The 23979-nt window shown below is 37.6% G+C and carries 25 protein-coding genes; 7 read left to right on the top strand and 18 right to left on the bottom strand.

Going from position 1 to position 23979, the window contains the following annotated elements; all coding sequences use genetic code 11:
• Positions 1-63 precede the first annotated feature (63 nt).
• From WBW42_RS10735 to WBW42_RS10715, 5 genes are all read left to right on the top strand, one after another.
• Complete coding sequence (locus WBW42_RS10735) at positions 64-2763, top strand: TonB-dependent receptor (protein ID WP_032057007.1); 2700 nt, start codon at positions 64-66, stop codon at positions 2761-2763.
• 108 nt (positions 2764-2871) lie between these two features.
• Complete coding sequence (locus tag WBW42_RS10730) at positions 2872-3585, top strand: energy transducer TonB (RefSeq protein ID WP_005069504.1); 714 nt, start codon at positions 2872-2874, stop codon at positions 3583-3585.
• 43 nt (positions 3586-3628) lie between these two features.
• Positions 3629-4507 (top strand): MotA/TolQ/ExbB proton channel family protein, encoded by an 879-nt coding sequence (locus tag WBW42_RS10725; RefSeq protein ID WP_005069505.1) that lies wholly within the window; start codon positions 3629-3631, stop codon positions 4505-4507.
• A gap of 15 nt (positions 4508-4522) precedes the next feature.
• A complete protein-coding gene (locus WBW42_RS10720; RefSeq protein WP_002118000.1) occupies positions 4523-4945 on the top strand; it encodes an ExbD/TolR family protein in 423 nt (140 codons plus the stop codon).
• Between the two features lie 19 nt (positions 4946-4964).
• Positions 4965-5378 carry an ExbD/TolR family protein gene (locus WBW42_RS10715; RefSeq protein WP_032057008.1) on the top strand — a complete coding sequence of 138 codons (414 nt, stop codon included), beginning with the start codon at positions 4965-4967 and terminating at the stop codon, positions 5376-5378.
• Between the two features lie 39 nt (positions 5379-5417).
• On the opposite strand, the gene WBW42_RS10710 is transcribed toward WBW42_RS10715, so the two are convergent.
• The 4 genes from WBW42_RS10710 to WBW42_RS10695 all read right to left on the bottom strand — a co-directional run bounded on the left by WBW42_RS10710 (position 5418) and on the right by WBW42_RS10695 (position 10773).
• Positions 5418-5897, bottom strand: a complete 480-nt coding sequence (locus tag WBW42_RS10710) for a GNAT family N-acetyltransferase (protein ID WP_032057009.1) — start codon at positions 5895-5897, stop codon at positions 5418-5420.
• A gap of 99 nt (positions 5898-5996) precedes the next feature.
• Positions 5997-8162 (bottom strand): malate synthase G, encoded by a 2166-nt coding sequence (locus WBW42_RS10705; protein WP_032057011.1) that lies wholly within the window; start codon positions 8160-8162, stop codon positions 5997-5999.
• 368 nt (positions 8163-8530) lie between these two features.
• Entirely contained in the window at positions 8531-9673 is a 1143-nt protein-coding gene (gene zapE / locus WBW42_RS10700) for a cell division protein ZapE (protein ID WP_002117902.1), read from the bottom strand.
• A 77-nt stretch (positions 9674-9750) separates the two neighbouring features.
• Positions 9751-10773, bottom strand: coding sequence for an AraC family transcriptional regulator (locus WBW42_RS10695; protein ID WP_032057012.1), 1023 nt, complete (start codon positions 10771-10773; stop codon positions 9751-9753).
• Positions 10774-10894: 121 nt separating this feature from the next.
• On the opposite strand from WBW42_RS10695, the gene WBW42_RS10690 reads away from it, so the two are divergent.
• Both WBW42_RS10690 and WBW42_RS10685 read left to right on the top strand, forming a co-directional pair.
• The gene (locus WBW42_RS10690; RefSeq protein ID WP_081404034.1) at positions 10895-12442 is read left to right on the top strand and encodes a flavin-containing monooxygenase; all 1548 of its coding nucleotides are present in this window, start codon (positions 10895-10897) and stop codon (positions 12440-12442) included.
• Positions 12443-12488: 46 nt separating this feature from the next.
• A complete protein-coding gene (locus WBW42_RS10685; protein ID WP_032057014.1) occupies positions 12489-13400 on the top strand; it encodes a LysO family transporter in 912 nt (303 codons plus the stop codon).
• Here the strand turns inward: WBW42_RS10685 and pyrF are convergent.
• The 14 genes from pyrF to WBW42_RS10615 form a co-directional block, all read right to left on the bottom strand.
• Entirely contained in the window at positions 13397-14095 is a 699-nt protein-coding gene (gene pyrF, locus WBW42_RS10680) for an orotidine-5'-phosphate decarboxylase (protein WP_045126426.1), read from the bottom strand. The two genes, WBW42_RS10685 and pyrF, sit on opposite strands and share 4 nt — an antisense overlap.
• A gap of 180 nt (positions 14096-14275) precedes the next feature.
• Positions 14276-14641: a lipopolysaccharide assembly protein LapA domain-containing protein gene (locus tag WBW42_RS10675; RefSeq protein ID WP_002121360.1), complete on the bottom strand. Its 366-nt coding sequence runs from the start codon at positions 14639-14641 to the stop codon at positions 14276-14278.
• A gap of 25 nt (positions 14642-14666) precedes the next feature.
• Positions 14667-14969, bottom strand: a complete 303-nt coding sequence (locus WBW42_RS10670; RefSeq protein WP_002121337.1) for an integration host factor subunit beta — start codon at positions 14967-14969, stop codon at positions 14667-14669.
• A 156-nt stretch (positions 14970-15125) separates the two neighbouring features.
• Positions 15126-16799: a 30S ribosomal protein S1 gene (rpsA, locus tag WBW42_RS10665; protein ID WP_002121348.1), complete on the bottom strand. Its 1674-nt coding sequence runs from the start codon at positions 16797-16799 to the stop codon at positions 15126-15128.
• 111 nt (positions 16800-16910) lie between these two features.
• Positions 16911-17591: a (d)CMP kinase gene (gene cmk / locus WBW42_RS10660; RefSeq protein WP_002121478.1), complete on the bottom strand. Its 681-nt coding sequence runs from the start codon at positions 17589-17591 to the stop codon at positions 16911-16913.
• Positions 17592-17601: 10 nt separating this feature from the next.
• On the bottom strand, positions 17602-18042 hold the full coding sequence (locus tag WBW42_RS10655; RefSeq protein WP_002121449.1) for an SRPBCC family protein: 441 nt from the start codon (positions 18040-18042) through the stop codon (positions 17602-17604).
• A 70-nt stretch (positions 18043-18112) separates the two neighbouring features.
• Complete coding sequence (tadA, locus tag WBW42_RS10650; protein ID WP_002121378.1) at positions 18113-18616, bottom strand: tRNA adenosine(34) deaminase TadA; 504 nt, start codon at positions 18614-18616, stop codon at positions 18113-18115.
• A gap of 5 nt (positions 18617-18621) precedes the next feature.
• Entirely contained in the window at positions 18622-19746 is a 1125-nt protein-coding gene (locus WBW42_RS10645; RefSeq protein ID WP_081404035.1) for an enoyl-CoA hydratase/isomerase family protein, read from the bottom strand.
• On the bottom strand, positions 19743-20456 hold the full coding sequence (gene ung, locus WBW42_RS10640) for a uracil-DNA glycosylase (RefSeq protein ID WP_002121342.1): 714 nt from the start codon (positions 20454-20456) through the stop codon (positions 19743-19745). The genes WBW42_RS10645 and ung overlap by 4 nt, the downstream gene beginning before the upstream one ends.
• A gap of 53 nt (positions 20457-20509) precedes the next feature.
• Positions 20510-21106, bottom strand: a complete 597-nt coding sequence (locus tag WBW42_RS10635) for a 6-pyruvoyl trahydropterin synthase family protein (protein ID WP_002121363.1) — start codon at positions 21104-21106, stop codon at positions 20510-20512.
• A 227-nt stretch (positions 21107-21333) separates the two neighbouring features.
• Positions 21334-22293: a type II secretion system minor pseudopilin GspK gene (gene gspK, locus WBW42_RS10630; protein ID WP_005076277.1), complete on the bottom strand. Its 960-nt coding sequence runs from the start codon at positions 22291-22293 to the stop codon at positions 21334-21336.
• On the bottom strand, positions 22294-23049 hold the full coding sequence (gene gspJ, locus WBW42_RS10625; RefSeq protein ID WP_032057017.1) for a type II secretion system minor pseudopilin GspJ: 756 nt from the start codon (positions 23047-23049) through the stop codon (positions 22294-22296). It abuts the gene before it with no gap.
• Entirely contained in the window at positions 23049-23429 is a 381-nt protein-coding gene (gspI, locus tag WBW42_RS10620) for a type II secretion system minor pseudopilin GspI (protein ID WP_032057019.1), read from the bottom strand. Before gspI ends, gspJ begins: the two co-directional genes overlap by 1 nt.
• The gene (locus WBW42_RS10615; RefSeq protein ID WP_005069534.1) at positions 23419-23973 is read right to left on the bottom strand and encodes a type II secretion system protein; all 555 of its coding nucleotides are present in this window, start codon (positions 23971-23973) and stop codon (positions 23419-23421) included. Before WBW42_RS10615 ends, gspI begins: the two co-directional genes overlap by 11 nt.
• Between the last annotated feature and the right edge of the window lie 6 nt (positions 23974-23979).

Below are 23979 nucleotides of genomic sequence, written 5' to 3'. Positions count from 1 at the left end.
TTGCTTTGCTTAAAAACTTTCCAGCAATATCGCTAACGACAACAAAAAGGGATCAAATCCACGATGAAAAAAAAATACAATGTTCGATCTCAGGCAACCCCCAAGATCAGCAAAACAATTCTTAAATTAAGCACCCTTAGTTTAAGTATGATGTGTCTTACCCTGGCACAGGCAGCAGAAACTGAACAATCAAGTAGTGATGAAAAACCAACAAAAGTCGTAAAAGTTGCCGTTACAGGTTCTTCAATCAAAGGAGTTGCAGCACAAAGTGCTTCACCTATTACCATTATTAAAGGCGAAGATCTCGCAAATGCTGGCGTTACTACAGTTGAAGAGGCATTAACCCGTGTAAGTTCAAATCAGGCAGGTTTTTCAACTGACCAGAATGTGGGTGCCAGTAATACCGATGGTTCTACCGCTAACCTTCGGGGTTTAGGTAGCGATAAAACACTCGTTTTACTTAATGGACGACGCCTCGCAGCGAACCCTTTTGGTACTTCCACCGTAAACCTAAATATTATTCCTTTAGCAATGATTGATCGTATTGAAGTTTTACGTGATGGTGCCTCAGCAGTTTATGGTGCCGATGCTGTTGCAGGGGTTATTAATTTCATTACAAAAAAAACATATCAAGGTGTGGGTATTAGCGCAGGCTTGTTACAACCAGAACACAAAGGTGGTGACAAACAAGATATTTCTATCTTTGGTGGCTATGGCGACTTAGATGAAGATGGTTTTAATATTTTCGGTGTTGTAGATTATCGTCGTACTAACGGCATTATGGCAAAAGACCGAAAAATTTCTGAACGTGGCGGAGTATTACCAGAACTCGGTCTTGATGGACGCTCTGCTAATGCGTTTACCTCAAATTTTTATGATCCTATATCTGGAGTTTCTGGAAATCCCTATGCTCAAAATGGTCAATGTTTGGGCCCCACAGAGTCAGCAGAAGAGGGATTCTGTTATGCAAATACTCAAGCTTTGATAGGTATCAAACCTGACGTAGAAAACGTTTCTGTTTTAGGACGTGGTACATTCAAAGTTAATGATAATTTAAATGCTATTGGTGAATATATTTATTCACGTAGTGAAGTTATCACTTCTGTTGCTCCAGATCCTTTTAGCCGTAGCAATCTTTCAACTCGCGTCACCCTTCCAAGTGATAGTCCATATTATCCAGGCAATGGTATTGTTCCTAGCGTTAATGGGTTAAGTGGTGCCCCCCTAGAACTCTATTTACGCTCACATGCTGGGAACCGTATAGCTAAATCAATTAATGAATCATATCGGCTTTTTGCTGGTCTGGAAGGTGACGTATGGGGATGGGATTTAAACACAGGTATTACCTATGCAAAAAGTGAAGCCTCAGATAATTTCGTTACTGGTCAATTAAATAAGACTAAATTACAAGATGCCTTAAATAACGGAACATTAAACCCATTTGGTGAAAGTAGTGATCCTAATATCTGGAACAGTTTATCAGTTAAAGGAAAATATAATGAAGCAACTTTAGAATCCACTACTGCTGACTTCAGTATTAGCCGTCCTATTTTTACTTTACCTGCTGGTGAGGTTGGTTTTGCTTTAGGAGGCAGCTTTACTAATCAAGATTGGAAACAACATATTAATGCAGATTTAGTCCGTCAAGCTCCTAGTAGTGGTACAGACCCTAGTAAACCTGATAATTCTGGCGACCGAGACATTACCTCTGCATTTGCAGAATTACAAATACCTATAACCAAAACGATCGAAGCACAACTTGCAGCTCGTTACGATGACTATAGTGACTTTGGCGATACTTTTAACCCTAAATTCGCGATCCGTTGGGAGCCATTAAAACAACTCATGTTCCGTACCTCATATAGCACAGGTTTCCGTGCACCAAGCCTATATGAGATTAATGCGGCTCAAAGCAAAACTTATACTGGTGCAAAATATAATGACCCACTTTACTGCCCAGGCGGTGAGGTCGTAGAAGGGAAAAATAAAAATGACTTTTGTAATACTCAATTTATGAAATTACAGGGAGGCTCAAAAGATTTACAACCTGAAGAATCAAAATCATTTACTGCTGGCTTTGTTTTCGAGCCAATTAAAAACCTTGTACTAACGGTTGACTATTTCAATATTAAAATTGACGACCTGATTGCTCAGGTGGGAGAAGCCACAATCTTTGGAGAACCTGAAAAATACTCTGCTCTTTTTGTAAGAAATGCTGATGGTACTATCGACTATATAAAAACCAACTTATTCAACTCTGGTGGTATGAAAACAGAAGGTTTTGATATTAGTCTGAATTATTTAACTCCAATGACATCCACTGGCCGTTTTGGCTTTGGAATTGATGGGACTTATGTATCCAAACTAGATTATCGCGACTCAAAAAGTGAGCCATGGACAGGACAGGTTGGCCTATATGAAGACCCTGCTGTTGTCCGATGGAAACACACAGCTAATATTAACTGGGCATATGAAAATTGGAGACTAGTTTTTGAACAACAGTTTGTACGTGGTTACGATGATCAAAATCAGATAGGTGAAGAACAATATGATCATCACAAAGTTAGTGATTATACCCTCTACAATATTTCTGGTACCTATAAAGGCTTTAAAAATCTTGAGCTAACAGCGGGTATTAAAAATATTTTCGATGAAGACCCATCTGCTTCAAACGTTTTAGATAATTTCCAATACGGATATGACCCTCGGTATGGTGACCCAACAGGACGTACATACTATTTACGTGGTACATACAAGTTCTAATTGGTTATTTTGCAAACACGACTTCAGACATCGTGTTTGCAGACCGAATACTCACCCTTAGTCAAACATTAATTTAAGAATTGTTTGTCTCAAGTTTCAGGAGTAACTATGGGCATGACTTTTACAGACATAGAAAATAAATCTGCCAAACGCCTAATTGGTATTGCTGCAGTTATTTTTCTGCATCTTCTTGTTGCCTATATTCTGATGTCAGGTTTAGCAAACAATATTCAAAAACCAGCAGAAAAACCTGTGGAATTACAAATTATTCAGGATATTAAGCCGCCTCCTCCACCAAAGCCGGAAGAGCCGAAACCAAAGGAAAAACCGCCTGAGCCACCAAAAATGGTAGAAAAAGTTGCCAAGGTTCCTGAGCCGCCTAAACAAGTAGAGAAAGTAGCAACACCGGTACAAAAAACGACACCAGTGGCTCAACCGACTAAAGCGGCTACCCCAGCTCCTGCGGCACCTAGTACCCCATCTCCAAGCCCTGTTGCCGCACCTGCTCCAGTGGCTGCTGCGCCGGCACCAAAACCAGCTGGTGTAAGTCGTGGTGTTTCAGAGGGTTCTGCTGGCTGTGAAAAACCAGAATATCCACGAGAAGCACTTATGAATGAAGAACAAGGGACAGTGCGAATACGTGTTTTGGTTGATACATCCGGCAAAGTTATTGATGCCAAAGTAAAAAAATCGAGTGGCAGCAAAATTTTAGATAAAGCGGCAACTAAAGCTTACAGCTTATGTACGTTCAAACCAGCAATGAAAGATGGTGTACCTCAGCAAGATTGGTATGAAATTGAATATCCATTTGTAATTGAATAAACAATTGAATTAGCAAGAAATTAAAAAATATTGGAGATATACGATGAAAAAATCAACTCAACCGTTAGTTCGTTTCGCTTCTGCAAGTCTAATCGCAGCTTGCTCGTTACTTCCATTAAGCTCAGTTTTCGCAGAAGAAACAAGCAATACTCCTGTGGCCACAGCAACTACTGAAACTACATCAAGTACAAATACTCCAACTCCACCACCGAAACCCGCAACGAGTGAAACTGTTAAAAACCCTTATGGCCTAGAAGCCCTTTGGCGCGAAGGTGATTTAGTTGCTAAGTCTACCTTATTTATATTAGTACTCATGTCGATTGGAACTTGGTACATCATCATCTCTAAACTATTGCAGCAAGGTAAAGTCAAACGCCAAGGCAAAGAAGCTGAAAAACATTTCTGGGAAGCGACTTCCCTTGATAATGCTGCAGAAGGTTTAGAACAAAGTAGCGCTTATCGCTTTATTGCAGAAAAAGGCATTAATTCAACTAAATCACATGGCGGTTCTTTACTTGAACGAATCGATTTTAATACATGGGTGAGCATTTCAATTCAACGCGCAATTGAGAAAATACAAAATCATTTAGGCGGTGGTTTAGCCTTTTTAGCAACAGTAGGTTCTACTGCACCATTTGTTGGTCTTTTTGGTACTGTATGGGGAATTTATCACGCATTAACAGCCATTGGTATCTCAGGTCAAGCATCTATCGATAAAGTTGCAGGCCCCGTTGGTGAAGCTCTGATTATGACAGCGATTGGTCTTGCAGTCGCAGTACCTGCTGTACTTGGTTATAACTGGCTTACACGCCGTAATAAAGCAGTTATGGAAAATGTCCGTTCATTTGGTTCAGATTTACACGCGGTTTTATTAAGTGGAGAAATTAATACCAATAATTCAGTTAATCGCAGTATTAAATAATCAGGAGCAAACATTATGGGTATGAGTGTTGGTTCTGAAGATGATGACGAAATGATTGGCACAATTAACACGACACCTCTGGTTGATGTCATGTTGGTTTTACTTATTATTTTTCTTATTACTATTCCGGTAGTCACACATACGGTTCCAGTGAAACTACCAGAAGAAAAAAATACTCCATATGCAACCACTCCTGAAAATATTCAACTCTCAGTAAATAAGAAAGGCGATATTTTCTGGAACGAAAGTTATGTGCCTAGTAAAGAGATATTACTGGCAAAACTTCAAGCAGTTGCACAAAAAAGACCTCAGCCAGAAGTTCATATTCGGGGTGATCAGCTTACCCATTTTGAAGCGATAGATCAGGTCATTAGTACGACCAAAGAAGCTGGTATTGGCAAAATTGCTTTTGTTACTACCCCTCCAGCCTCCCCGTAATTAACTTAAGGAGAATTTTATGGGTATGAATGTCGGTTCAAATAATGATGACGATGTGATGTTAGAAGTCAACATGACACCTCTTATTGATGTCATGTTGGTACTCATTATTATGTTTATTATTACCATACCTACACCAAACAACGCGATTAATATTAATTTGCCAAATGGCACACCGCCACCAACAAATGAAAAGCCACCTGAAGTCATTGATGTAAGAATTGATGCGGTAGGCAAAGTATTTTGGAATAACCAAGAGGTTTCTGACCGAAAGGCGCTAGAGACTTTATTTCAAGGTGTTGTTGCTAAAAAAGATCAAGACCAGATCAAACTCAAACCAGACCAGATGGCTGAATATAAGAATGTAGCGATGGTCATGGCTACAGCACAGCGTTTAGGTGTCACTAAAATTGGAATTGTGAGCAGTAACTAATATTGCTTTTCAATATATTTAACTCTATTAACTCCTGCGCTAACTTGAATCTTCAGTTAGCGTTTTTTTTTGAAGCGAAATATTCAACTCTAAAATAATATCTCCACACTCATCATATTCTCCAGTTTCTATAAAACCCATTTTTTTATAAAGTTTTCCAGCAATGTTATTAGAAGATTTATACATCGTTCGAATTCGTTTAGCTCCTTTTGCAGCTATTTCATCAATTGCCATTTGCAATGCCTTTGTACCATAACCTTTGGCTTGATGGTCTTTGCCAATCATAAAACGAAACAACCAAAATAATGTCTCATCAGGTGGGTCAACTTCGACACAGTACATTAAGAATCCAATGACTCTATCATTTGAACAAATCACTCGTGGACAGTAATGTTCTTCCACTTTAGACTCAGCAATAGAATATACATTTGGTGCAACATAGTCCTTTTGATATTCATCCAACGACAACTTTGCACATAGAATCCAATTCTCACGATTAAGATTTTTTAAGTTAATCAATCTCAAAACCTTTTAGCTATAAATTCCCTTCCTATAAGCACAAAATATACCGAAAATAAAAAAAGCCTCCGAAGAGGCTTTTCTCAAAACAGGATGAAATTAATCACCTGTATAACCTTTTAACTTCAAACGAGCAGCATGAAGTAACGGCTCAGTGTAACCAGAAGGCTGTTCACAACCTTTGAAGATAAGATCAGAAGCTGCTTGGAAAGCAATATTTGTTTCAAAGTTAGCTGCCATTGGTTTATACAATGGGTCATTTGCATTTTGCTCATCAACAATTTTTGCCATACGTTTAAGCACTTCTTCAACTTGTTCACGAGTTACAATACCGTGACGTAACCAGTTAGCAACGTGTTGAGAAGAAATACGTAATGTTGCACGGTCTTCCATTAAGCCCACGTTGTTAATATCAGGAACTTTCGAACAACCTACACCTAAGTCAACCCAACGAACAACATAACCTAAGATACCTTGGCAGTTATTTTCAAGTTCATTGTTAATCTCTTCCGCTGACCAATTTGTATCAGGTGCAAATGGTGGTGTTAACAGATCATCTAATGACAACATTTCTTCAGCTTTTAACTGATCTTGACGTGCTTTTACATTTACTTGATGGTAATGCATCGCGTGAAGAACAGCACCAGTTGGAGATGGAACCCAAGCACATGAAGCACCCGCATTTGGATGTGCAGCTTTAGTTGCTAACATATCTTTCATGCTATCTGGTTTTGGCCACATGCCTTTACCAATCTGTGCTTTACCTTGTAAACCACATTTCAAACCAATTGCAACGTTACGGTTTTCGTAAGCAGCAATCCATTTTTGTGTTTTAACAGCTTCTTTACGAACAACTGGCGCAGCTTCCATAGAAGTATGGATTTCGTCACCCGTACGGTCCATAAAGCCAGTATTAATAAAGATTGTACGGTCTTTAGCAGCAGCAATACAGTTTTTCAAGTTTACAGATGTACGGCGCTCTTCATCCATAATACCGATTTTTAACGATTTAGGAGGTAATCCAATCGCCTGTTCAGCACGTTCAAATAACTCTACAGCAAACGCAACCTCTTCAGGACCATGCATTTTTGGCTTAACAATATACATAGAACCTTTACGAGAGTTTTTATTTTCGTTTGTACTACGGATATCAGCAATTGATAACAATGGAGTTACCAATGCATCCATAATACCTTCGAAAATTTCTTCACCATCTACCAAAATAGCTGGGTTAGTCATTAAGTGACCTACGTTACGAAGTAACATAAGTGAACGACCATGAAGTTTTGTTGTACCACCAATTAAGTTTTTAATTTCGCGGTCTTTATTTAGATCACGAACAATAGTTTTACCATTCTTTTCAATAGATTCTTGAAGTGTACCCTTCATTAAACCTAACCAATTACGGTAACCTTCAACTTTTTCTTCTGCATCAACAGCCGCAACAGAGTCTTCCAAATCTTGAATTGTGGTTACTGCCGCTTCAAATGTTAAATCTTTAACACCCGCTGGATCAGTTTGTCCAATTGGGCTATTTGCATCAATTTCGATAATGACATGAAGACCATTACTTAAAAGTACAACTTCTGAAGGATTTGCTTCTTCACCATTGAAACCAACAAACTGAGCTTCATGAGCTAAACCTGTTTTTGAACCATCTTTCAAAGTTACAACAAGTTTATTTTGCTCAATTGCATAGTTTTTTGCATCTGCATGTGAACCTTGAGCAAGCGGGAAAACTTCATTTAAGAAATTCTTAGCGAACTCAATAACTTTTGCACCACGAACAGGATTATATCCTTTACCTTTTTCAGCTCCACCTTCTTCAGAAATTACATCGAAGCCGTAAAGTGCATCATATAAAGAACCCCAACGGGCATTTGCTGCATTTAAGCAATAACGTGCATTACGTACAGGTACAACTAACTGTGGTCCTGCCAACAAAGCAATTTCTTCGTCTACGTTTTCAGTAGTAATTTGAAAATCTTCAACTTCTGGCAATAAATAACCAATTTCAGTTAAGAACGCTTTATAAGCACCTAATTCAAATTTGTTGTTACGGTGCCATTCATCAATTTTTGCTTGTAATTCATCACGCTTAGCCAATAATGCTTTATTTTTTGGGCTAAGATCGACAACAACTTGCTCAAAGTTCTTCCAGTAAGTTTCACTATCTAAACCAGAACCTGGTAAAGCTTCATTTTCGATAAAATCGTAAAGTTCTTTAGCAATCGCTAACTTGCCTTTTTGAATACGTGCAGTCATTGTCTTTCCTGAAGTTGCTACTTTTTATACCAAGAGAATCCTAGTATACCGATTTAAATTAAGCTGAATACTAATATCACATTCCTAAATAGTAAGCATTTTCCCTTGCAAAACTATTGACAAAGATAAAATTTTCTATATAGGAAATATTAAAATTCTAACTAAGATTCCCATCAATTTATTCAATATTTAAAGATACTGAAACTAGACTTTTTGTTAACAGACAAAAAGTTTCACTATCTTGTTTTTCTAAAGCGTATTTAGTTATATCAAACTTTGCTGCGTGAAAAAGCACTATTTAATTAAATTTATCTATTTTTTGTTATAAAAAAGCGCTCAATCTAGAGCGCTTTTCATATCTACTTTACTTAAGAGGTTTTTGTAGCATCAATATGTCGGTGTTCAGAATGTAAATATTCATCAGACTGCATTTCTAGCAAACGTGAACGCGTACGTTCAATTTCAAATGCTAACTTTTCACCTTGATATATATCAATAATACTATCTTGAGACGTTAAAAGTAATTTCACACCTCGATCGTAAAACTCATCTACTAGATAAATAAAGCGACGAGTACCTTCTGACAAGAAATCTGTCAAATGAGGAACATTACTCACTAGAACCGTATTATAAATATTCGCAATTTCAATAAAATCTGCTGGGCTACGTGGTTTAAAGCAGAGTTCAGAAAACTCACACCACAACACATCTTCTGTATGTCCCAAAGTCTCGACAACACGATTATTAATCACAATCGGCTCTTGAGAATGAGCTTGTGTATGAGTTAAAGCACTAAAACGTTCAGCCATCCAGCTTTGAGCTTCATTCGTTAATGGCGATTTAAATAATTGAGCTTGTTTTAGTACACGCAAACGATAGTCCACACCTGCATCTACATTTAAAACAGCACAGTTCTTTTTAACCATTTCAATGGTTGGCAAGAAACGATCACGGTGAATACCGTTTTTATATAAGCCATCTGGTGCAATGTTTGATGTTGCGATTAATGTCACACCACGAACAAACAATTTTTGGAATAAATCGCTTAAGATCATTGCATCTGTTACGTTTGATACAAAGAACTCATCGAAACAGATAACGACAGCATCTTTATAGATTTGGTCAGCTACGATTTCAAGTGGATTACGTTGGCCTGAAAGCTTATTTAGCTCTTTATGAACATGTTGCATGAAATGATGAAAATGCATACGCGTTTTACGGCGAAATGGCACAGATTCATAAAATTGATCCATAAGCCAAGTTTTTCCACGGCCTACTCCGCCCCACATATATACACCTTTAGGTGAAGTTTGACGACGGAAACGACGGAAAGCTTTTTTTGAGGCTTTATAACGGTTTAAAAGTTCTTTCCATACGCGATCTAATTCTTGCACTGCCTGTGCTTGCGCTTCATCTGCCATAAATTGACCTGAAGCTAAAGCCTCAGCATAGCGTTCTGCTGGGGAAGAAGGTGTGAATGCAGTACTATGAGAAGATTTTAAATTTAACATATCGTTTTATTTCAATTTTAACTGATGAGAGTATAGCGAACATTTTGTTCAACCACATTAGCTTTTAGCATCAAGAGTTACGACGATGACTCTTTTGCATATTGCCGAGGACTCTGTCCAAACCATCGTTTAAATGCATGATTAAATGCCGCCGGTTCAGAATAGCCGAGTAATTCAGCAACAACTTCTATTGAGTATTCCCTATATTCCATAAGCTTCAATGCCTTATTCTTGATAATTTGTTCACGAATTTGCTTATAACTCGTATTTAGCTGTTGCAGTTGATGCCTTAATGTCCTTTCAGGCATTTTCAATGCAAAAGCTGTTTCCGCCATGCTCGGGATAATTCCTTGTTGCAGTTCAAGATAATCTTGCACACATTGTATGATATGTGGAGTTTGATGATCTTGTTGATTTAATCTTGTTATTTCTGCAATACATTTTGATTCATAAATACGATGTGTAATGATATCGGCAGAAGGAATCTTGATTTCAAGTACATCCTTACTTAGGCTAAATGCCGCATATTTACCATTAAAATGCACATCTTCGCCATAATATGCAAAATAGTTTGACAAAGTATCTATATCAGTAGGTTTTTCAAATGGAAGTTCTATACGCATCGTAGGCATTTGTAATCCCATCATCGTATAAATATCTTGAATAAATTTATAAGTTCCAGAGATTTCACATTGTGCCCGTAACTGGCCAATTTCCGTTTTTAAATCAACAGGCAAATAATTTAAAATCGTCCGCTCATCAGTTTCGTATAAAGCTAAGCTACCAAATAAATGCGTAAGCTTTTGATATTTTATACCCTTATTTAAAGCAGTTTGAATATCATTACTTGTGACAAGCAGCATAAGCAATGGGCCGTAACCCGCTAAAGCGTAATGCTGTCCAATAAATAAACCCTTTTCAGGCTCTACATTTTTACTAATTATTTGTTGAATGTCCCATTCAAGACGATCATGAATTGTGGAACTCGGGTCTAAAGCATCGACTTTAATACCTATATCGGCCAAACGTGAGTCGACATCAATGCCAGCATTGCGCATTCCTTGAATTAAATAGATTAAACCAAGTATCGACCGTTTCATTCTTCTATCAATTTCCCTAGACTGAAATGTTTTACTATAAAGAAGCAAGAAAATTAATTGCCGAATCTATCAATTTTCACGTCGATACAATCATGTTTAAACTGATTAAAAAACGTTAGTCTTGCGTGCAATCCTCTTTTCAGCTTATGCAGAGTTTCCAATGCTAAACGCAAAGCAAGATGCTATTCAAAAAACTAAAATCGCTATTATTGGTGCTGGCTTTGGTGGCCTAGCAATGGCAATCCGTTTACTCCAAAATCAACAGCAAGACTTTGTTATTTTAGAAAAATCAAACGATGTCGGTGGAACTTGGCGAGAAAATCGTTATCCAGGTGCAGCATGTGATGTTCAATCTCATATGTATTCATTGTCTTTTGCACCAAAAACAGATTGGACAAAACGCTATGCTGAGGGACCAGAGATCTTTAATTATATTCAAGACATTACACAAAAATATAAAATTAAAGATTACTGTAAATTTAACCATGACGTAACTCATGTCCAATATGATGAAACACGTCATGTGTGGACTCTAGATTTTAAGAACCAACTTTCTATAGAAGCTCAATTTGTAGTTTTTGCATCTGGTCCCCTACACATCCCACAAATTCCTCCTATCAAAGGGATTGAAAAATTTAAAGGAAAAGTATTTCATTCCTCAAAATGGGAACATGACTATGACTTAAACGGAAAGTCAGTCGCATCTATTGGTACAGGTGGTAGCGCAATTCAATATATTCCTGAAATAGCCAAAGATGTTAAACAGCTCTATGTATTTCAAAGAACAGCTGCATGGGTAATACCACGTGATGAGCGCAAATATTCAAGCTTAAGTAAAGCATTATTCAAATCTTCTAATATTTATCGCCAGATTCATCGTAGTCGTCTTTACTGGAGTAATGAATCTCGCGTTGTACCCATTGTTCAACCTCAAATCATGAAGTATGGCCAAAAATTGGCAGAAGCATTCATCCGTTTTCAAGTTAAAGATAAAGAGTTAGCAAAAAAACTCACACCTGACTTCGTTATGGGATGTAAACGTATTCTTATCTCAAATAAATACTTTCCTACCTTTAACCGAAAAAATGTTGAGCTAGTAACAGATAGCATTCAAGAGATCAAAGAAAACACTATTGTTACTAAAGATGGTCAAGAACGATCTATTGATTGTTTAATTTACGGTACAGGTTTTATTACTGACCCACACATTTATTTAAAACATTTCACATGTATCGGACGTAATCAAATCGAGTTAAAACAAGCATGGAAAGATGGTGCTGAAAGCTATTACGGTATTATGACTAAAAACTTTCCCAATCTATTCCAACTGGTAGGCCCTAATACAGTTCTAGGTCATAATTCGATTATTTTTATGATTGAATCTCAAGTAAATTACATTTTACAGCTTATTCAGTTAGTAGAAGAATCTGGTCAAAAAGCAATTGAGATCAAGCCTGAAATTCAAGACGCTTTTAACGAACGTGTCCAAAAGCAGCTGCAAGGAACCGTATGGCAAGCTGGTGGGTGTAGTAGTTGGTATCAATCTGCCGATGGTAGAAACTTTTCACTATGGCCAACTTACACATGGAGGTATTGGTTAGAAACACGTAAAGTTAAGCCCAAAGACTACTTACTTTTAAATAAAAGCTCACAAAGCTATGCAGCTTAAAATGTTCAAGACATAATAGGTAGATTGATAACAATCTATCTATTATATGCAATCTTTTTATCTCATCATTCAAATTTTTTTAGCACTGGCTTTCGGTTATTTCCTAGCACCCAAACTATCTCTAAATATCCGACAATTTATATTTAAAATACTGCCCTATTTTTCTTATATTCTTTTAGCTAGTGTAGCTTTTGAATTAACCTTGGCCCTTGACCAAATCGAGAATCCTTCTGCCATACTCCCACCCGCTATTATCATTGCTCTTACCACGTCTTTTGGTTCGTTCTTTACGTGTTTATTTGCTTATACAATTTTTGATAAACAAAGTGTTAAAGGCAAAATTTCCCTACAACTTTTTGTAAATGCTTTAAAGAATATTGCGAAGGCTTTTCTTGCACTAGGTGTCGGTGTTTTATTCGGCGCTATCATTACTCAATTCACCTCACATATCGCATTTAATAGCTGGTATTTGTTATTACTTTTTATTTTTTTAATTGGTATCGAACTTGCCTTCACCCACTTTAACCGCACATGGTTAAGCTGGAAAATTTTAATTGTACCCTTAGCCGCTTTTATAGGGTCATGTATAGCAGGCTTTTTGAATTACTATTTGCTCCACAAGCATTTTACACTTAATGAAACTTTAGCTTTAGCACAAGGCTACGGCTGGTATTCGATGTCGGGGATTTTATTTACGCAATTACATTCGGCAGAGTTGGGTGGAATCGCCTTATTAACCGACTTATTTAGAGAAATTGTTGCTATTTTTCTAATGTATACCATGGGTTGGCGTTTTCCACGCCCTGCCATCTCAAGTGCTGGTGCAACCTCAATGGATGTTACCTTAGCAATGGTAAAACAATCATGTGGTACACATTATGTACCACATGCCATGATGAGCGGCTTATTACTAAGCCTACTTGCCCCGTTATTAATTAGCTTATTCCTAAATTTTTAGGTAATTGAAGCAAGAATAGACTTCAACATTTCTGTTGGGTTTTCTGCTTTAGTAATCGGTCGACCAATAACCAGATGTGTAGAACCATCAAGCATAGCTTGCTTTGGAGTCACAATACGTTTTTGGTCGTCTGCATTAGAACCTTCTGGACGAATTCCTGGTGTTACCAGAGAGAAGTCTTGCCCGATCAATTCACGAAGAATCTTAGCTTCTTGAGCAGAACAAACCACCCCATCCAAGCCACTTTCTTTCGTTAAATTAGCTAAGCGCTTCACATGCTCTACAGGTTCAATATCTAAACCAATATCTTTTAAATCTTCCCGACCCATTGATGTGAGTACTGTCACAGCAATAAGTTGGGTTTGATAGTTACCCGCTTTTAAACGTTCCACACAAGTTTCCATCATTTTACGGCCACCTGAAGCGTGAACATTTACCATCCATACGCCTAAATCAGCCGCTGCACATACTGCTTGAGCGGTAGTATTTGGAATATCATGAAATTTAAGATCAAGAAAAACTTCAAAATTTTGTTCTTGCAGTTTTTTTACAACAGATGGGCCTTCATGAGTAAAAAGCTCTTTACCTACTTTTACGCGGCATAAAGCAGGATCAAGCTGTTCAACAATTTTTAAAGCGTCATATTGGCTTTTTGCATCTAACGCAACAATGATACTCAAGAGACTTTCTTCCATCATATAAAATCAGCGTTATTATAATAGACAACTCATGAAGGAATAAAGGAATGTAGAGAGCTGCTTTCCAAAATTAAAGCGATAAGATCAAAAGCGTTTATATTTAGAAGAATAAAAGAAGAGATAAAATTTAGAGACATACTACTCTTTACTCATTAATAAAGAGTAGTACGGGGGGGATTATAGCGGAGTAGAATTTTTATCTTGCGGATAAATATCTACAACGGTTTTTTCATGTCTTACATTTGCAGCTGCTTCAGCCGCTGCTAATTGAGCACTTTGGATTTGTTCTTTTCTTAAATGGTCAATATCTTTACGCAGGCGTTTAATTTCCCAACCTTTTTGGAATACTCTGAAAACCTGTACACCAAGTAAAAGACCGACCACTGTTCCTAGTACTAATGTGAGTAGCAATAATAAGCCTAAACGCATAGCTGGAACTTGGGTAAATAACAAATCAACAGAAAGTTCTGTTGGATTCTGCAAAACAAGTGCTAAAGAATAGCCAAATACAACAATAAGCAATGCAATTAAAATATAACGCATAGACACCCCGACTTATAAATTTTATTTATTTCCCAGATTCGTTTACTGCGTCACGAAGGGCTTTTCCGGGTTTAAAATGTGGAACAGCTTTAGCTGCAACTTCAACTGATTTTCCTGTTTTAGGATTGCGACCAACTCTTGGATCACGGTGGTGTAAAGCAAAGCTACCAAAACCACGGATTTCAATTCGATTATCAGTTGATAGTGCTTCTATCATTTGATCAATCATAATTTTAACCGCCTCTTCCACCAAAGGTTCAGCTAAGTGTGGGTTTTTTAGCGCAATGCGTTCAATCAAATCAGACTTATTAAGAGCTTCAGTAGTCATCTACGACCTCGTTATTTATTGCTACTCTATGTCGTTCGATAATAACCTGTTTAAATACAAAACGGTAGCGCAGTATGTTGAATACTAGGCTACCGTTTACAGTAATTTGTATAAAAAGTACAATTCCGTTACATGAAACTGTACTTTGTTAACTTATTACTTCATTTGTGCTTTGATCAAGTCACCAATAGTCTTAGGACCATTGTCTTGACTTGTAGTTGCTGTACGCAAGCTAGCAACTGCTTCTTTCTCTTCAGCTTCGTCTTTCGCTTTGATAGACAAGTTGATAGAGCGAGATTTACGATCAACGTTGATGATCTTCGCTTCAACTTCTTGACCAACTTCTAAGAATTTAGTCGCATCTTCTACGCGGTCACGGTTGATTTCAGAAGCTTTAAGAGTTGCTTCAACTTCGTCAGCTAACTTAACAGTTGCACCACGAGCATCAACTGCAGTTACAGTACCTTTAACTAAAGCACCACGTTCGTTAGCAGCTAAGAAGTCATTGAACGGATCGCTGTTCAATTGCTTGATACCAAGGCTGATACGGTTACCTTCAGCGTCTACAGACAAGATAACAGCTTCAACAGTGTCACCTTTCTTGTAACGACGAATAGCTTCTTCACCTTGCTCGTTCCAAGAAATATCAGACAAGTGTACTAAACCGTCGATACCGCCGTTCAAGCCAATGAAGATACCAAAGTCAGTGATAGACTTGATAGTACCAGATACTTTTTCGCCTTTCTCATGAGCTTTAGCAAACTCTTCCCATGGGTTAGCACGAGTTTGTTTGATACCAAGGCTAATACGACGACGTTCTTCATCAACTTCAAGAACCATAACATCAACTTCATCACCAATCTGAACAACTTTAGATGGGTGGATGTTTTTGTTAGTGTGGTCCATTTCAGAAACGTGAACTAAACCTTCAACGCCTTCAGCGATTTCAGCGAAACAACCGTAGTCAGTTAAGTTAGTTACGCGAGCTTTAACGATAGAACCTTTAGGGTAACGGCTCATGATCGCTAACCATGGATCTTCGCCTAATTGTTTAAGGCCTAAAGATACGCGGTTACGTTCACGGTCAAATTTAAGTACTTTAACAGTAACTTCTTGACCAACTTCAACAACTTCTGAAGGGTGCTTGATACGCTTCCAAGCCATATCTGTGATATGTAGAAGACCATCAATACCGCCAAGATCAACGAATGCACCGTAATCAGTAAGGTTTTTGATTGTACCTGTAACTGTTTGACCTTCTTCAAGTTGAGCAAGTAATGCTTCACGGTCAGCAGAAGATTCAGCTTCCATAACAGCACGACGAGATACAACAACGTTATTACGTTTAGCATCAAGTTTGATTACTTTAAACTCTAACTCTTTACCTTCAAGGTGAGTAGTGTCACGGATAGGACGAGTGTCAACTAATGAACCTGGTAAGAATGCACGAACAGGACCGATGTCAACAGTGAAACCGCCTTTAACTTTACCAGAGATAACACCAGTAACGATTTCGCCATCTTCAAAGATTTTTTCAAGTTTAGTCCAAGTTTCAGCACGCTTAGCTTTTTCACGTGATAAAACTGTTTGACCCATACCGTTGTCAAGAGCTTCAACAACTACGTCAACAGTATCACCAACCTGAACTTCAAGTTCACGTTGTTCATTTAAAAATTCAGCACGGTCAACAATGCCTTCAGACTTTAGGCCAGTGTCAACAGTTACCCAGTCGCTATCGATGTTTACAACAACACCTTGGATGACTGCACCCTTTTCAACGTTGAGGTTTAATTCACTTTCTTCAAAGAGGGCTGCAAAAGATTCGGTCATGATATACCTGATAAATTCAGCGGTCTTGGATCAGACAAGGCCGGTTTAGTTAAGTATCAACATAGTCTTTATAGACTGATCAAGCTATGCTTCAACTGATAATTCTATTTACTAAATAGTACGGCTATCGACATAATCAACCATTAACTTAAATACCTGATCGATCGTTAATTCCGAACTATCAATGATATAAGCATCTTTGGCTGGCTTGAGCGGAGCAACTTCTCGCTCCATATCTCTTTTGTCTCGTGCCTGTATATTAGCTAAAATGTCGTTTATTTTAGCATCTAGCCCCATACCCTGCAACTGTTTTACTCTTCGCTCAGCGCGTGACTCTGCCGAAGCTGTCAGATAAATTTTGGCATTGGCTTCTGGAAAGATAGATGTTGCCATATCACGACCATCTGCAACTAAACCAGGGCTTTGCGCAAAAGCTCTTTGTCTTTCAAATAGTGCCTGTCTAAGCTCTGGAACCACTGCAACTTTTGATGCGTACTCACCAACTCGTTCTGTACGAATTGTTTGAGATACATCTTCGCCATCCAAGAAGACCAAAATCCCTGAGGTAGACGTTTCAAATTTAATGTCCAGTTGACGTGCATATTGAATACATTCATCAAGCTGACTGTCTAATTTCTCTAATAACTCGTGTTTATGTAATGACAACCCTAATAAACGATATAAGGCACCCGAATCGAGTAAATGATATTGATAATGTGCTGCAAGTTTTGCGGCCAATGTTCCTTTACCCGAACCACTCGGACCATCAATAGTAATAATTTGAACTGTCATTGAACTCTCACTAAGAAGCAAATGCTTTAGCTAATCTCGAAAAGCCTAGTGTAATGGCTAGTTTTAACTGTGCAAGGATTAATTTACTGACCACTGGCGCTTTTGCCGTTAACTCGATGCGGTATGTAACTAAGGTAATGTATGGAGTAATCTCAGAAAACTCGATTCTACCTAAATGGTGTTTAATCAAAGGATTTTCTATTAATTTATACTCAATACTTTTATTTTCTTCCAACAATGTAATTTCTTCTTTAAGTGGCTTAATTGGACCAAATCCCATACGTCGAATTGAGCCTAAACCATCAGGTCTTTTAGAATCTGCGGAGTCTTTAACACGCACAACCTGTAAAGGTGCAAAAGCAGTATTGTAAGTTGAATGCTTAGAGAGCAAATTAAATACATCAGTAAGAGGAGCATTAAATTCTTTTTCTACGGTAATTACATTACGCATTGGATCGTCCTTATTAAATAGAATCATGACATTAAAACCGCGTTAGTTTGCCATAAGAGTATGTTAATTTTTAATCATTTAAGGACGTTTTTTGTTGTTTCTCTTGTTTCTTTTGCTCACGTCTTTGTTTAAAAAAATGGCTAAGCTGTTGTGCACATTTTTCTTGTAGACAACCATTCTGAAATGTAAACCTATGATTATAATAACCTTGCTGTAATAACTGACGCGCACTCACCAAAGAGCCTGCTTTAGGTTCTGGCGTACCAAAAACCACATGCTTAATTCTTGCATGTACGAGCGCACCTACACACATAGTACATGGCTCAAGAGTGACATATAAAGTCGTATCTTCAGGTAATCGATAATTTTCTAAAGAGGAACACGCTGCACGGATAGCTTGAATTTCTGCATGTGCAGTTGGATCTAATAAAGTAATTGGAGCATTATAACCAGATCCAATTACTCGATTTTGGCTCACCAGAACCGCTCCAACAGGTATCTCACCCTGCTGGGCGGCTAATTCAGCTTGCTCGTAAGCAAGCTGCATCCAGTATTCATCACTATATTCAGTCATTTACTTTAGTTGATCACACCGTGTTGTCTAAGTAAGGCATTCCAGCTATCAATTGAAGTTACTGGTGGACAATCAGCCAATATACCTCTCAAGCTTAGATCATCACATGGTTTCCATTCAGGTGATAAATCTTTATCAACTAAGCGTGCGCGAACACCTTCCACAAAGTCAGGATGACGTATTTTCCACTCAGAAATCTGAGCCTCTAGATCAAAGACCTCATCCCATGAGTGAATTTGTTTGCCCCATTGCCACAGTAACCAAGTAATTGCCGCGGTACTAGGAGATCCTTTTTGCAAATTCTCACTCGCTTGACGTAACCAATCACTGCTCGCATCACGCAAGCTAACAATAGCTTGGTAGTCTTGTTCAAAATTAAAACCACGGCAAACGCTATGAATTACATCAAGTGAGTTTTGCAATGGACCCGCCGCAACAGGACGGTGCAAACTATTTAAAGTATCATCAATTGCTCGGAAATCCCCTGCAGGATAATGAGCCCAATTAATATTTAAAACTTTTTGCAAAACATTATCACGCTGTGCTTCACAAATATGTGTTGCCCAACCGATGCTATATGCTCCAGCAGCAGTCATGATTGAACCGGTTAACCCCGTAAACAAACCTATTGGACCACGATCTGCCAAGAAACGGCTCGCACCAACATCAGGATATAAACCAATATTAATTTCAGGCATTGCTAAACGTGAATATGGCGTCACTAGACGGAATGGTGCAGCCATAAACAAGCCTAAACCACCGCCCATTACATAACCTTCTCCCCAAACCACAACCGGTTTAGCATAATTATGTAAAAGTAAATCTAAAGCATATTCCTGCTGGAAGAACTTATTTGCGGTATCGACTTCTTGATTTATAACAAGTTGGCGTAATTTTCTAACATCACCACCTGCACAAAAAGCTTTTGGTGTAGTTGAGTCTAACCAAATTGCTTTAACCTGTTCATTGTCACGGAAATCTTCAAATACACGCAATAATGCCGTTACGATTGATTCGTCTAAAGCATGTAACGATTTAGGATGATTCAAACGTACTATACGCCAGCCGTTTTTTGCTTCTTCAACCACCAAGTCCGGGTGATAGTTATTTACATTGGGAGAGTTCATCATGCGTCCAATTGCCAGTCTATGGGCTCAATGCCATGTTGTTTCAAATATTGATTTGTTTTTGAAAACACTTTGCATCCAAAAAATCCCCCTCTATTTGCAGCAAGAGGTGATGGATGTGCGGCTGTTAAAACCAAGTGTTTATCTCTATTTATACGTTGTCCTTTGCGCTGTGCATAAGCACCCCACAAAATAAATACTATATGTTGTCTCTGTTCATTTAGAACATCAATAACTTCATCAGTAAATGCTTCCCAACCTTGCTTTTGATGTGAGGTTGGCTGTCCAGCTTCAACAGTAAGCACGCTGTTCAGTAAAAGTACGCCTTGCGTAGCCCATTTTGTTAAGTCACCATGGCGAGGAGCTGGAATACCCAAATCTGTATGTAATTCATGAAAAATATTGCGCAAAGATGGTGGTAATGCAATACCTTTTTGAACAGAGAAACTTAATCCATTCGCTTGGTTTGGCCCGTGATATGGGTCTTGCCCTAAAATCACAACTTTCACATCAGCCAGTGGTGTGGTATTTAAAGCATTAAAGATCTGTTTACTAGGCGGATATATTATTTTCTGAGCTTGTTTCTGTTGAAATAAGAAATCGCGCAAACTATCCATCTGAGGACTTAATAGAAAAGGTGCTAAAGATCTTTTCCAACTTTCTTCTAATTGAACTTTACTGAGTTTATTTTGCTGTTGCTCAGTTAATTGCATTAATGTCATCCTAGATCAATTTTCAATTCTACAAATAAAATAAGTAATTCGATTTATACTTCGACTTGCAAATCAACTTGAGGATTATTAAATTTAATCCCTTTTTTCAAGTCTTCATACATTTGTGGATTTGCCCACTCTATCTGAATTTGTTCTGAAAAAACAATTCCATCAAGACTTAAAATACCCATTTGTTCGTTTTGAATATCTTCAATAAAACTCTGAGCATATCCAGTATCAGTCTCATGAACAATAACAGAATATACTTCAACATCACCTTCCCCATTTTGAGTGACTGTTGATTGTAAAACTTGCTGAGCTAGATAAAAGAAAATACGTGAAAACTGTTCAGCCGATGGTGAAACAGGTAAAGAAATCCAACGAGCACTAAAAGTCTGACATGCATCAATATATTGAGAATCATCTTTTTCCCAAAAACAAATTGCGTGATCAAAGCTATCGAATAAGTCTTTTATTACTCCTTTTAGGAGTCCAAAATCATAAACCATTTGCCCATGATCTAATTTCGAAGCTTTAAGCAATAACTCAACTTTATAGCTATGTCCATGAATTGATCGCTTACAACGATCCGATGTACAGTTACGTACAACATGTGCATTTTCAAACTTAAATAACTTACGAATTAACATGTGCCAAATCGATCATTCCTTCTAAGAACATTATTATAAAGCAAAAGACAAAAATTTCGCATCACTTTTCAATTAGAAGCAATTAGCAAAAAGTATGATAAGACTGATGAAGGAATATCGAATATACACATATAGACAGTTTATATTTACTTTAACGTTTAACTTGGAAAAATTTATAATTACAAACTTCAAAAAACATCTAAAGTAAATAAATCATAACTTTTCAATTAGTTAAAAGGCACTATATTTCTAGAATATACATAAACTTGCTTATCACTGCGCATTAAGGCACTTGTAAACTGTCTTTTTCTATTATTCAACACAACCTCAATTTGTGCTTGAAAAAAGTTCGACTTCACATCTAAAAGGCTATTAACTTCAGTTTTCTTTTGTGGATCAACTGTTGAAAAAGCATTCAATTGCCATAATTCATCAATATTTTGAAAGAACTTTAAATTCTGTTGACGTAATTGAAGTTCTTTTTCTATAGTCCCTAAATCTATTTTTTGATCAATACTCGCTAATACTAATGGCGATGCGGTATTAACATTCACTTTTGTATTTTCAGGTAATGCAGAAATGTATGGTGCGATTAAATCATATTTCTTGCCTTCAAAACCTCTTACCAATTTCAACTCTTCTATACGATGAAATTTAGCATTTGAAGCCAAATAGCCAGAGTCAAGTCCTTCATAATAGTTACTTTCTGCCCCCATAGGGCCGCTTGGTTCATCATCTGGATCTTGCCAATCAATAACTGCTTGACTTAACTCTGCTGGCAATCCTACACGCACAAGCAATCGCTCAAACCAATTTTTAGCAGCTTCGTTTACCTTGCCTTCATTGGTCGTTAAATTGTTTAGATTAAATTTTCCTGACTCATCTAGTAAGCGCCCCGATACGGCTCCATCTTCTATTGGGAAAGGTGGCATTGGCTGAGCCCAGCTTTCCTTTAAATGATCGATGCCACCAGCATTATTTGCATCTTGAATTAATAATTCAGAAAAAAAAGCTTCTGCACTTTTTGCATAGAGTAATGACTGATTTTGACGCATCAAATAACCCGTATTTTCCATAGTATTAGTTTGATGCTTTGCAATAGAGGCAGCTAAAATTGTAGCCAAAGCAACCATTATCAAAATTGTGAGTAACGCTACACCTTGCTGATTTTTTTTATAGAGTAACATTTATTGACCTCCCTGTTTGGAGAGCGATAAATCACCTTGGTTTAAGCTATAAATCCACTCATAACTTACACCTGCAACCGTGAGTTGCATTTTTATTCCTTTTGGCAACTTCCTAAATTCATCAGGTTTTGTAGGGTCAATATTAATTTCAGGCCACTTTGTTACTTCTTGAGGTGTCAAAACCATAATTTGAAATTGTTCAACTTGGCTCAACAGCGTACTTGATAAGGGTTGCTCTCTATTTGAAGTATTTAAGTTACTATATTTAAGGCGATAAAGCTTTTTTTGATCAGGATCATATCGATACTCGATACGCTCAAAAGGTGATAATCCTTGCTTTAATGGATCAGTAACACCCGCCTTACTAAAGCGGAGAACTTGATTATCAATCTCTAAAGCTGGACGTAATTGCCCGCCTTGATTGGCTGATAAAGGTATAATTTGCAATGTATCACGCAAAACTTGTTGATAAGCATCTTGTAATTCAAATAGCTGCACTTCATGTTGAGTATTACGATCACGGACTTTTAGTAAATAATCAAAAACCTTCCAACCCAACAAAGATAAAATAGCAAAAATTGCAATCGCAACTAAAAGCTCAACTAAAGTAAATCCTGAGCGAGGATTAACAAAGCGAAGCTTTGTCTGAGTGCAAGACGAAGAGCCTTGCTCGGAGTAACCCCTCATCATCTGCTCTGATCGTGCCGCAAGACGTGAAGCTGGGCCTGGAGAGCAAAAATATTTATTCTTTATCATTATTTTGCTTTCACGGGGTAATTAAAAAATACCAAGTGAGTAATACCATTTTGAACTTTCCCCTTATCAGAATCATATAAACTAACTTGTACATCTACTTTTTGAACATTTGGACTAATTGTAGATTGCGCAGATTTATCAATCTGCCAAGTCTCACCTTGAGAAGTCACTTGCTTGCTTTGTGTACCTTCGAGCCATTCCTGATTTATTTCCATTAAAGCAACTTCATTCATTGCGACAAACTGTGCTTTTGTTCTAAGAATTGCATTTGAGGTAGATTGAGTATATTGCATGGCTACTTTAGTTAACGCGACAGCCGCCACTGCAAAAATTGCTAAAGCAACCATTACTTCTAATAGAGTAAAGCCTTTAGATTTCATTTATTTTACCCAAATGATCAATTTGTATTTCTGAACCAATTGGTTTTTGTTCAAAGTAAAACTGTATTTTCACAGTTTTAGCTTCACCGTTACCGAACCAGATTAACTGAGGAGCCTGCCCTCCAATTAAATCGGTATTCGTAGCTTTTGAATAGTTTTGCTTATCTAAAGGTTGTATTGTAAACGATACATGTTTAGGCAGTTGCCGCGTAGTAAATTCTGAATATTTTTGCCAGCGATTTTTTAAATCTTGGACCTGTAATTTACTCTGGTCATGATACTCATACAATTCATAAGAAAATGGTGAAACATCTGTTTCACTGAGAGTAGATAAAGCTAAAACACGAGACTGATCAAGCGACTCTTTACCAATCTTATGCATATCAAGCAAAAATAACTCTCTTGCTTGCATCGCTTTCTTTTGGTCAACCCCACCTATGTTGAGTACAACTAGAGAGGTCATAATGGTCATAATAACAATCACCACCATCACTTCTATGAGAGTAAAACCTTTTTGAGATTTAAGTGGTGATTGAGATTTCATATCGAC

It is taken from the genome of Acinetobacter sp. LT1 (genome assembly GCF_059800965.1).
The sequence above is the reverse complement of the archived record's forward strand: the minus strand, read 5'-3'. Positions and strand labels throughout refer to the sequence as shown.

Excerpts from the sequence above, each read along its gene's own strand:
- cmk (WP_002121478.1), bottom strand. The coding sequence starts at position 17,591 with ATGACAGTTCAAATTATTACTATTGATGGTCCGAGTGGTTCGGGTAAA.
- pyrF (WP_045126426.1), bottom strand. The coding sequence starts at position 14,095 with ATGGAAGAAAGTCTCTTGAGTATCATTGTTGCGTTAGATGCAAAAAGC.
- WBW42_RS10655 (WP_002121449.1), bottom strand. The coding sequence starts at position 18,042 with ATGCGTAATGTAATTACCGTAGAAAAAGAATTTAATGCTCCTCTTACT.
- WBW42_RS10670 (WP_002121337.1), bottom strand. The coding sequence starts at position 14,969 with ATGACTACTGAAGCTCTTAATAAGTCTGATTTGATTGAACGCATTGCG.
- WBW42_RS10735 (WP_032057007.1), top strand. The coding sequence starts at position 64 with ATGAAAAAAAAATACAATGTTCGATCTCAGGCAACCCCCAAGATCAGC.
- gspI (WP_032057019.1), bottom strand. The coding sequence starts at position 23,429 with ATGAAATCTAAAGGCTTTACTCTATTAGAAGTAATGGTTGCTTTAGCA.
- WBW42_RS10675 (WP_002121360.1), bottom strand. The coding sequence starts at position 14,641 with ATGCGTTATATTTTAATTGCATTGCTTATTGTTGTATTTGGCTATTCT.
- WBW42_RS10615 (WP_005069534.1), bottom strand. The coding sequence starts at position 23,973 with ATGAAATCTCAATCACCACTTAAATCTCAAAAAGGTTTTACTCTCATA.
- rpsA (WP_002121348.1), bottom strand. The coding sequence starts at position 16,799 with ATGACCGAATCTTTTGCAGCCCTCTTTGAAGAAAGTGAATTAAACCTC.
- gspJ (WP_032057017.1), bottom strand. The coding sequence starts at position 23,049 with ATGATAAAGAATAAATATTTTTGCTCTCCAGGCCCAGCTTCACGTCTT.
- WBW42_RS10730 (WP_005069504.1), top strand. The coding sequence starts at position 2,872 with ATGGGCATGACTTTTACAGACATAGAAAATAAATCTGCCAAACGCCTA.
- WBW42_RS10725 (WP_005069505.1), top strand. The coding sequence starts at position 3,629 with ATGAAAAAATCAACTCAACCGTTAGTTCGTTTCGCTTCTGCAAGTCTA.
- WBW42_RS10695 (WP_032057012.1), bottom strand. The coding sequence starts at position 10,773 with ATGAAACGGTCGATACTTGGTTTAATCTATTTAATTCAAGGAATGCGC.
- WBW42_RS10685 (WP_032057014.1), top strand. The coding sequence starts at position 12,489 with ATGCAATCTTTTTATCTCATCATTCAAATTTTTTTAGCACTGGCTTTC.
- ung (WP_002121342.1), bottom strand. The coding sequence starts at position 20,456 with ATGCAATTAACTGAGCAACAGCAAAATAAACTCAGTAAAGTTCAATTA.
- zapE (WP_002117902.1), bottom strand. The coding sequence starts at position 9,673 with ATGTTAAATTTAAAATCTTCTCATAGTACTGCATTCACACCTTCTTCC.
- WBW42_RS10705 (WP_032057011.1), bottom strand. The coding sequence starts at position 8,162 with ATGACTGCACGTATTCAAAAAGGCAAGTTAGCGATTGCTAAAGAACTT.
- tadA (WP_002121378.1), bottom strand. The coding sequence starts at position 18,616 with ATGACTGAATATAGTGATGAATACTGGATGCAGCTTGCTTACGAGCAA.
- WBW42_RS10720 (WP_002118000.1), top strand. The coding sequence starts at position 4,523 with ATGGGTATGAGTGTTGGTTCTGAAGATGATGACGAAATGATTGGCACA.
- WBW42_RS10645 (WP_081404035.1), bottom strand. The coding sequence starts at position 19,746 with ATGATGAACTCTCCCAATGTAAATAACTATCACCCGGACTTGGTGGTT.
- gspK (WP_005076277.1), bottom strand. The coding sequence starts at position 22,293 with ATGTTACTCTATAAAAAAAATCAGCAAGGTGTAGCGTTACTCACAATT.
- WBW42_RS10715 (WP_032057008.1), top strand. The coding sequence starts at position 4,965 with ATGGGTATGAATGTCGGTTCAAATAATGATGACGATGTGATGTTAGAA.
- WBW42_RS10635 (WP_002121363.1), bottom strand. The coding sequence starts at position 21,106 with ATGTTAATTCGTAAGTTATTTAAGTTTGAAAATGCACATGTTGTACGT.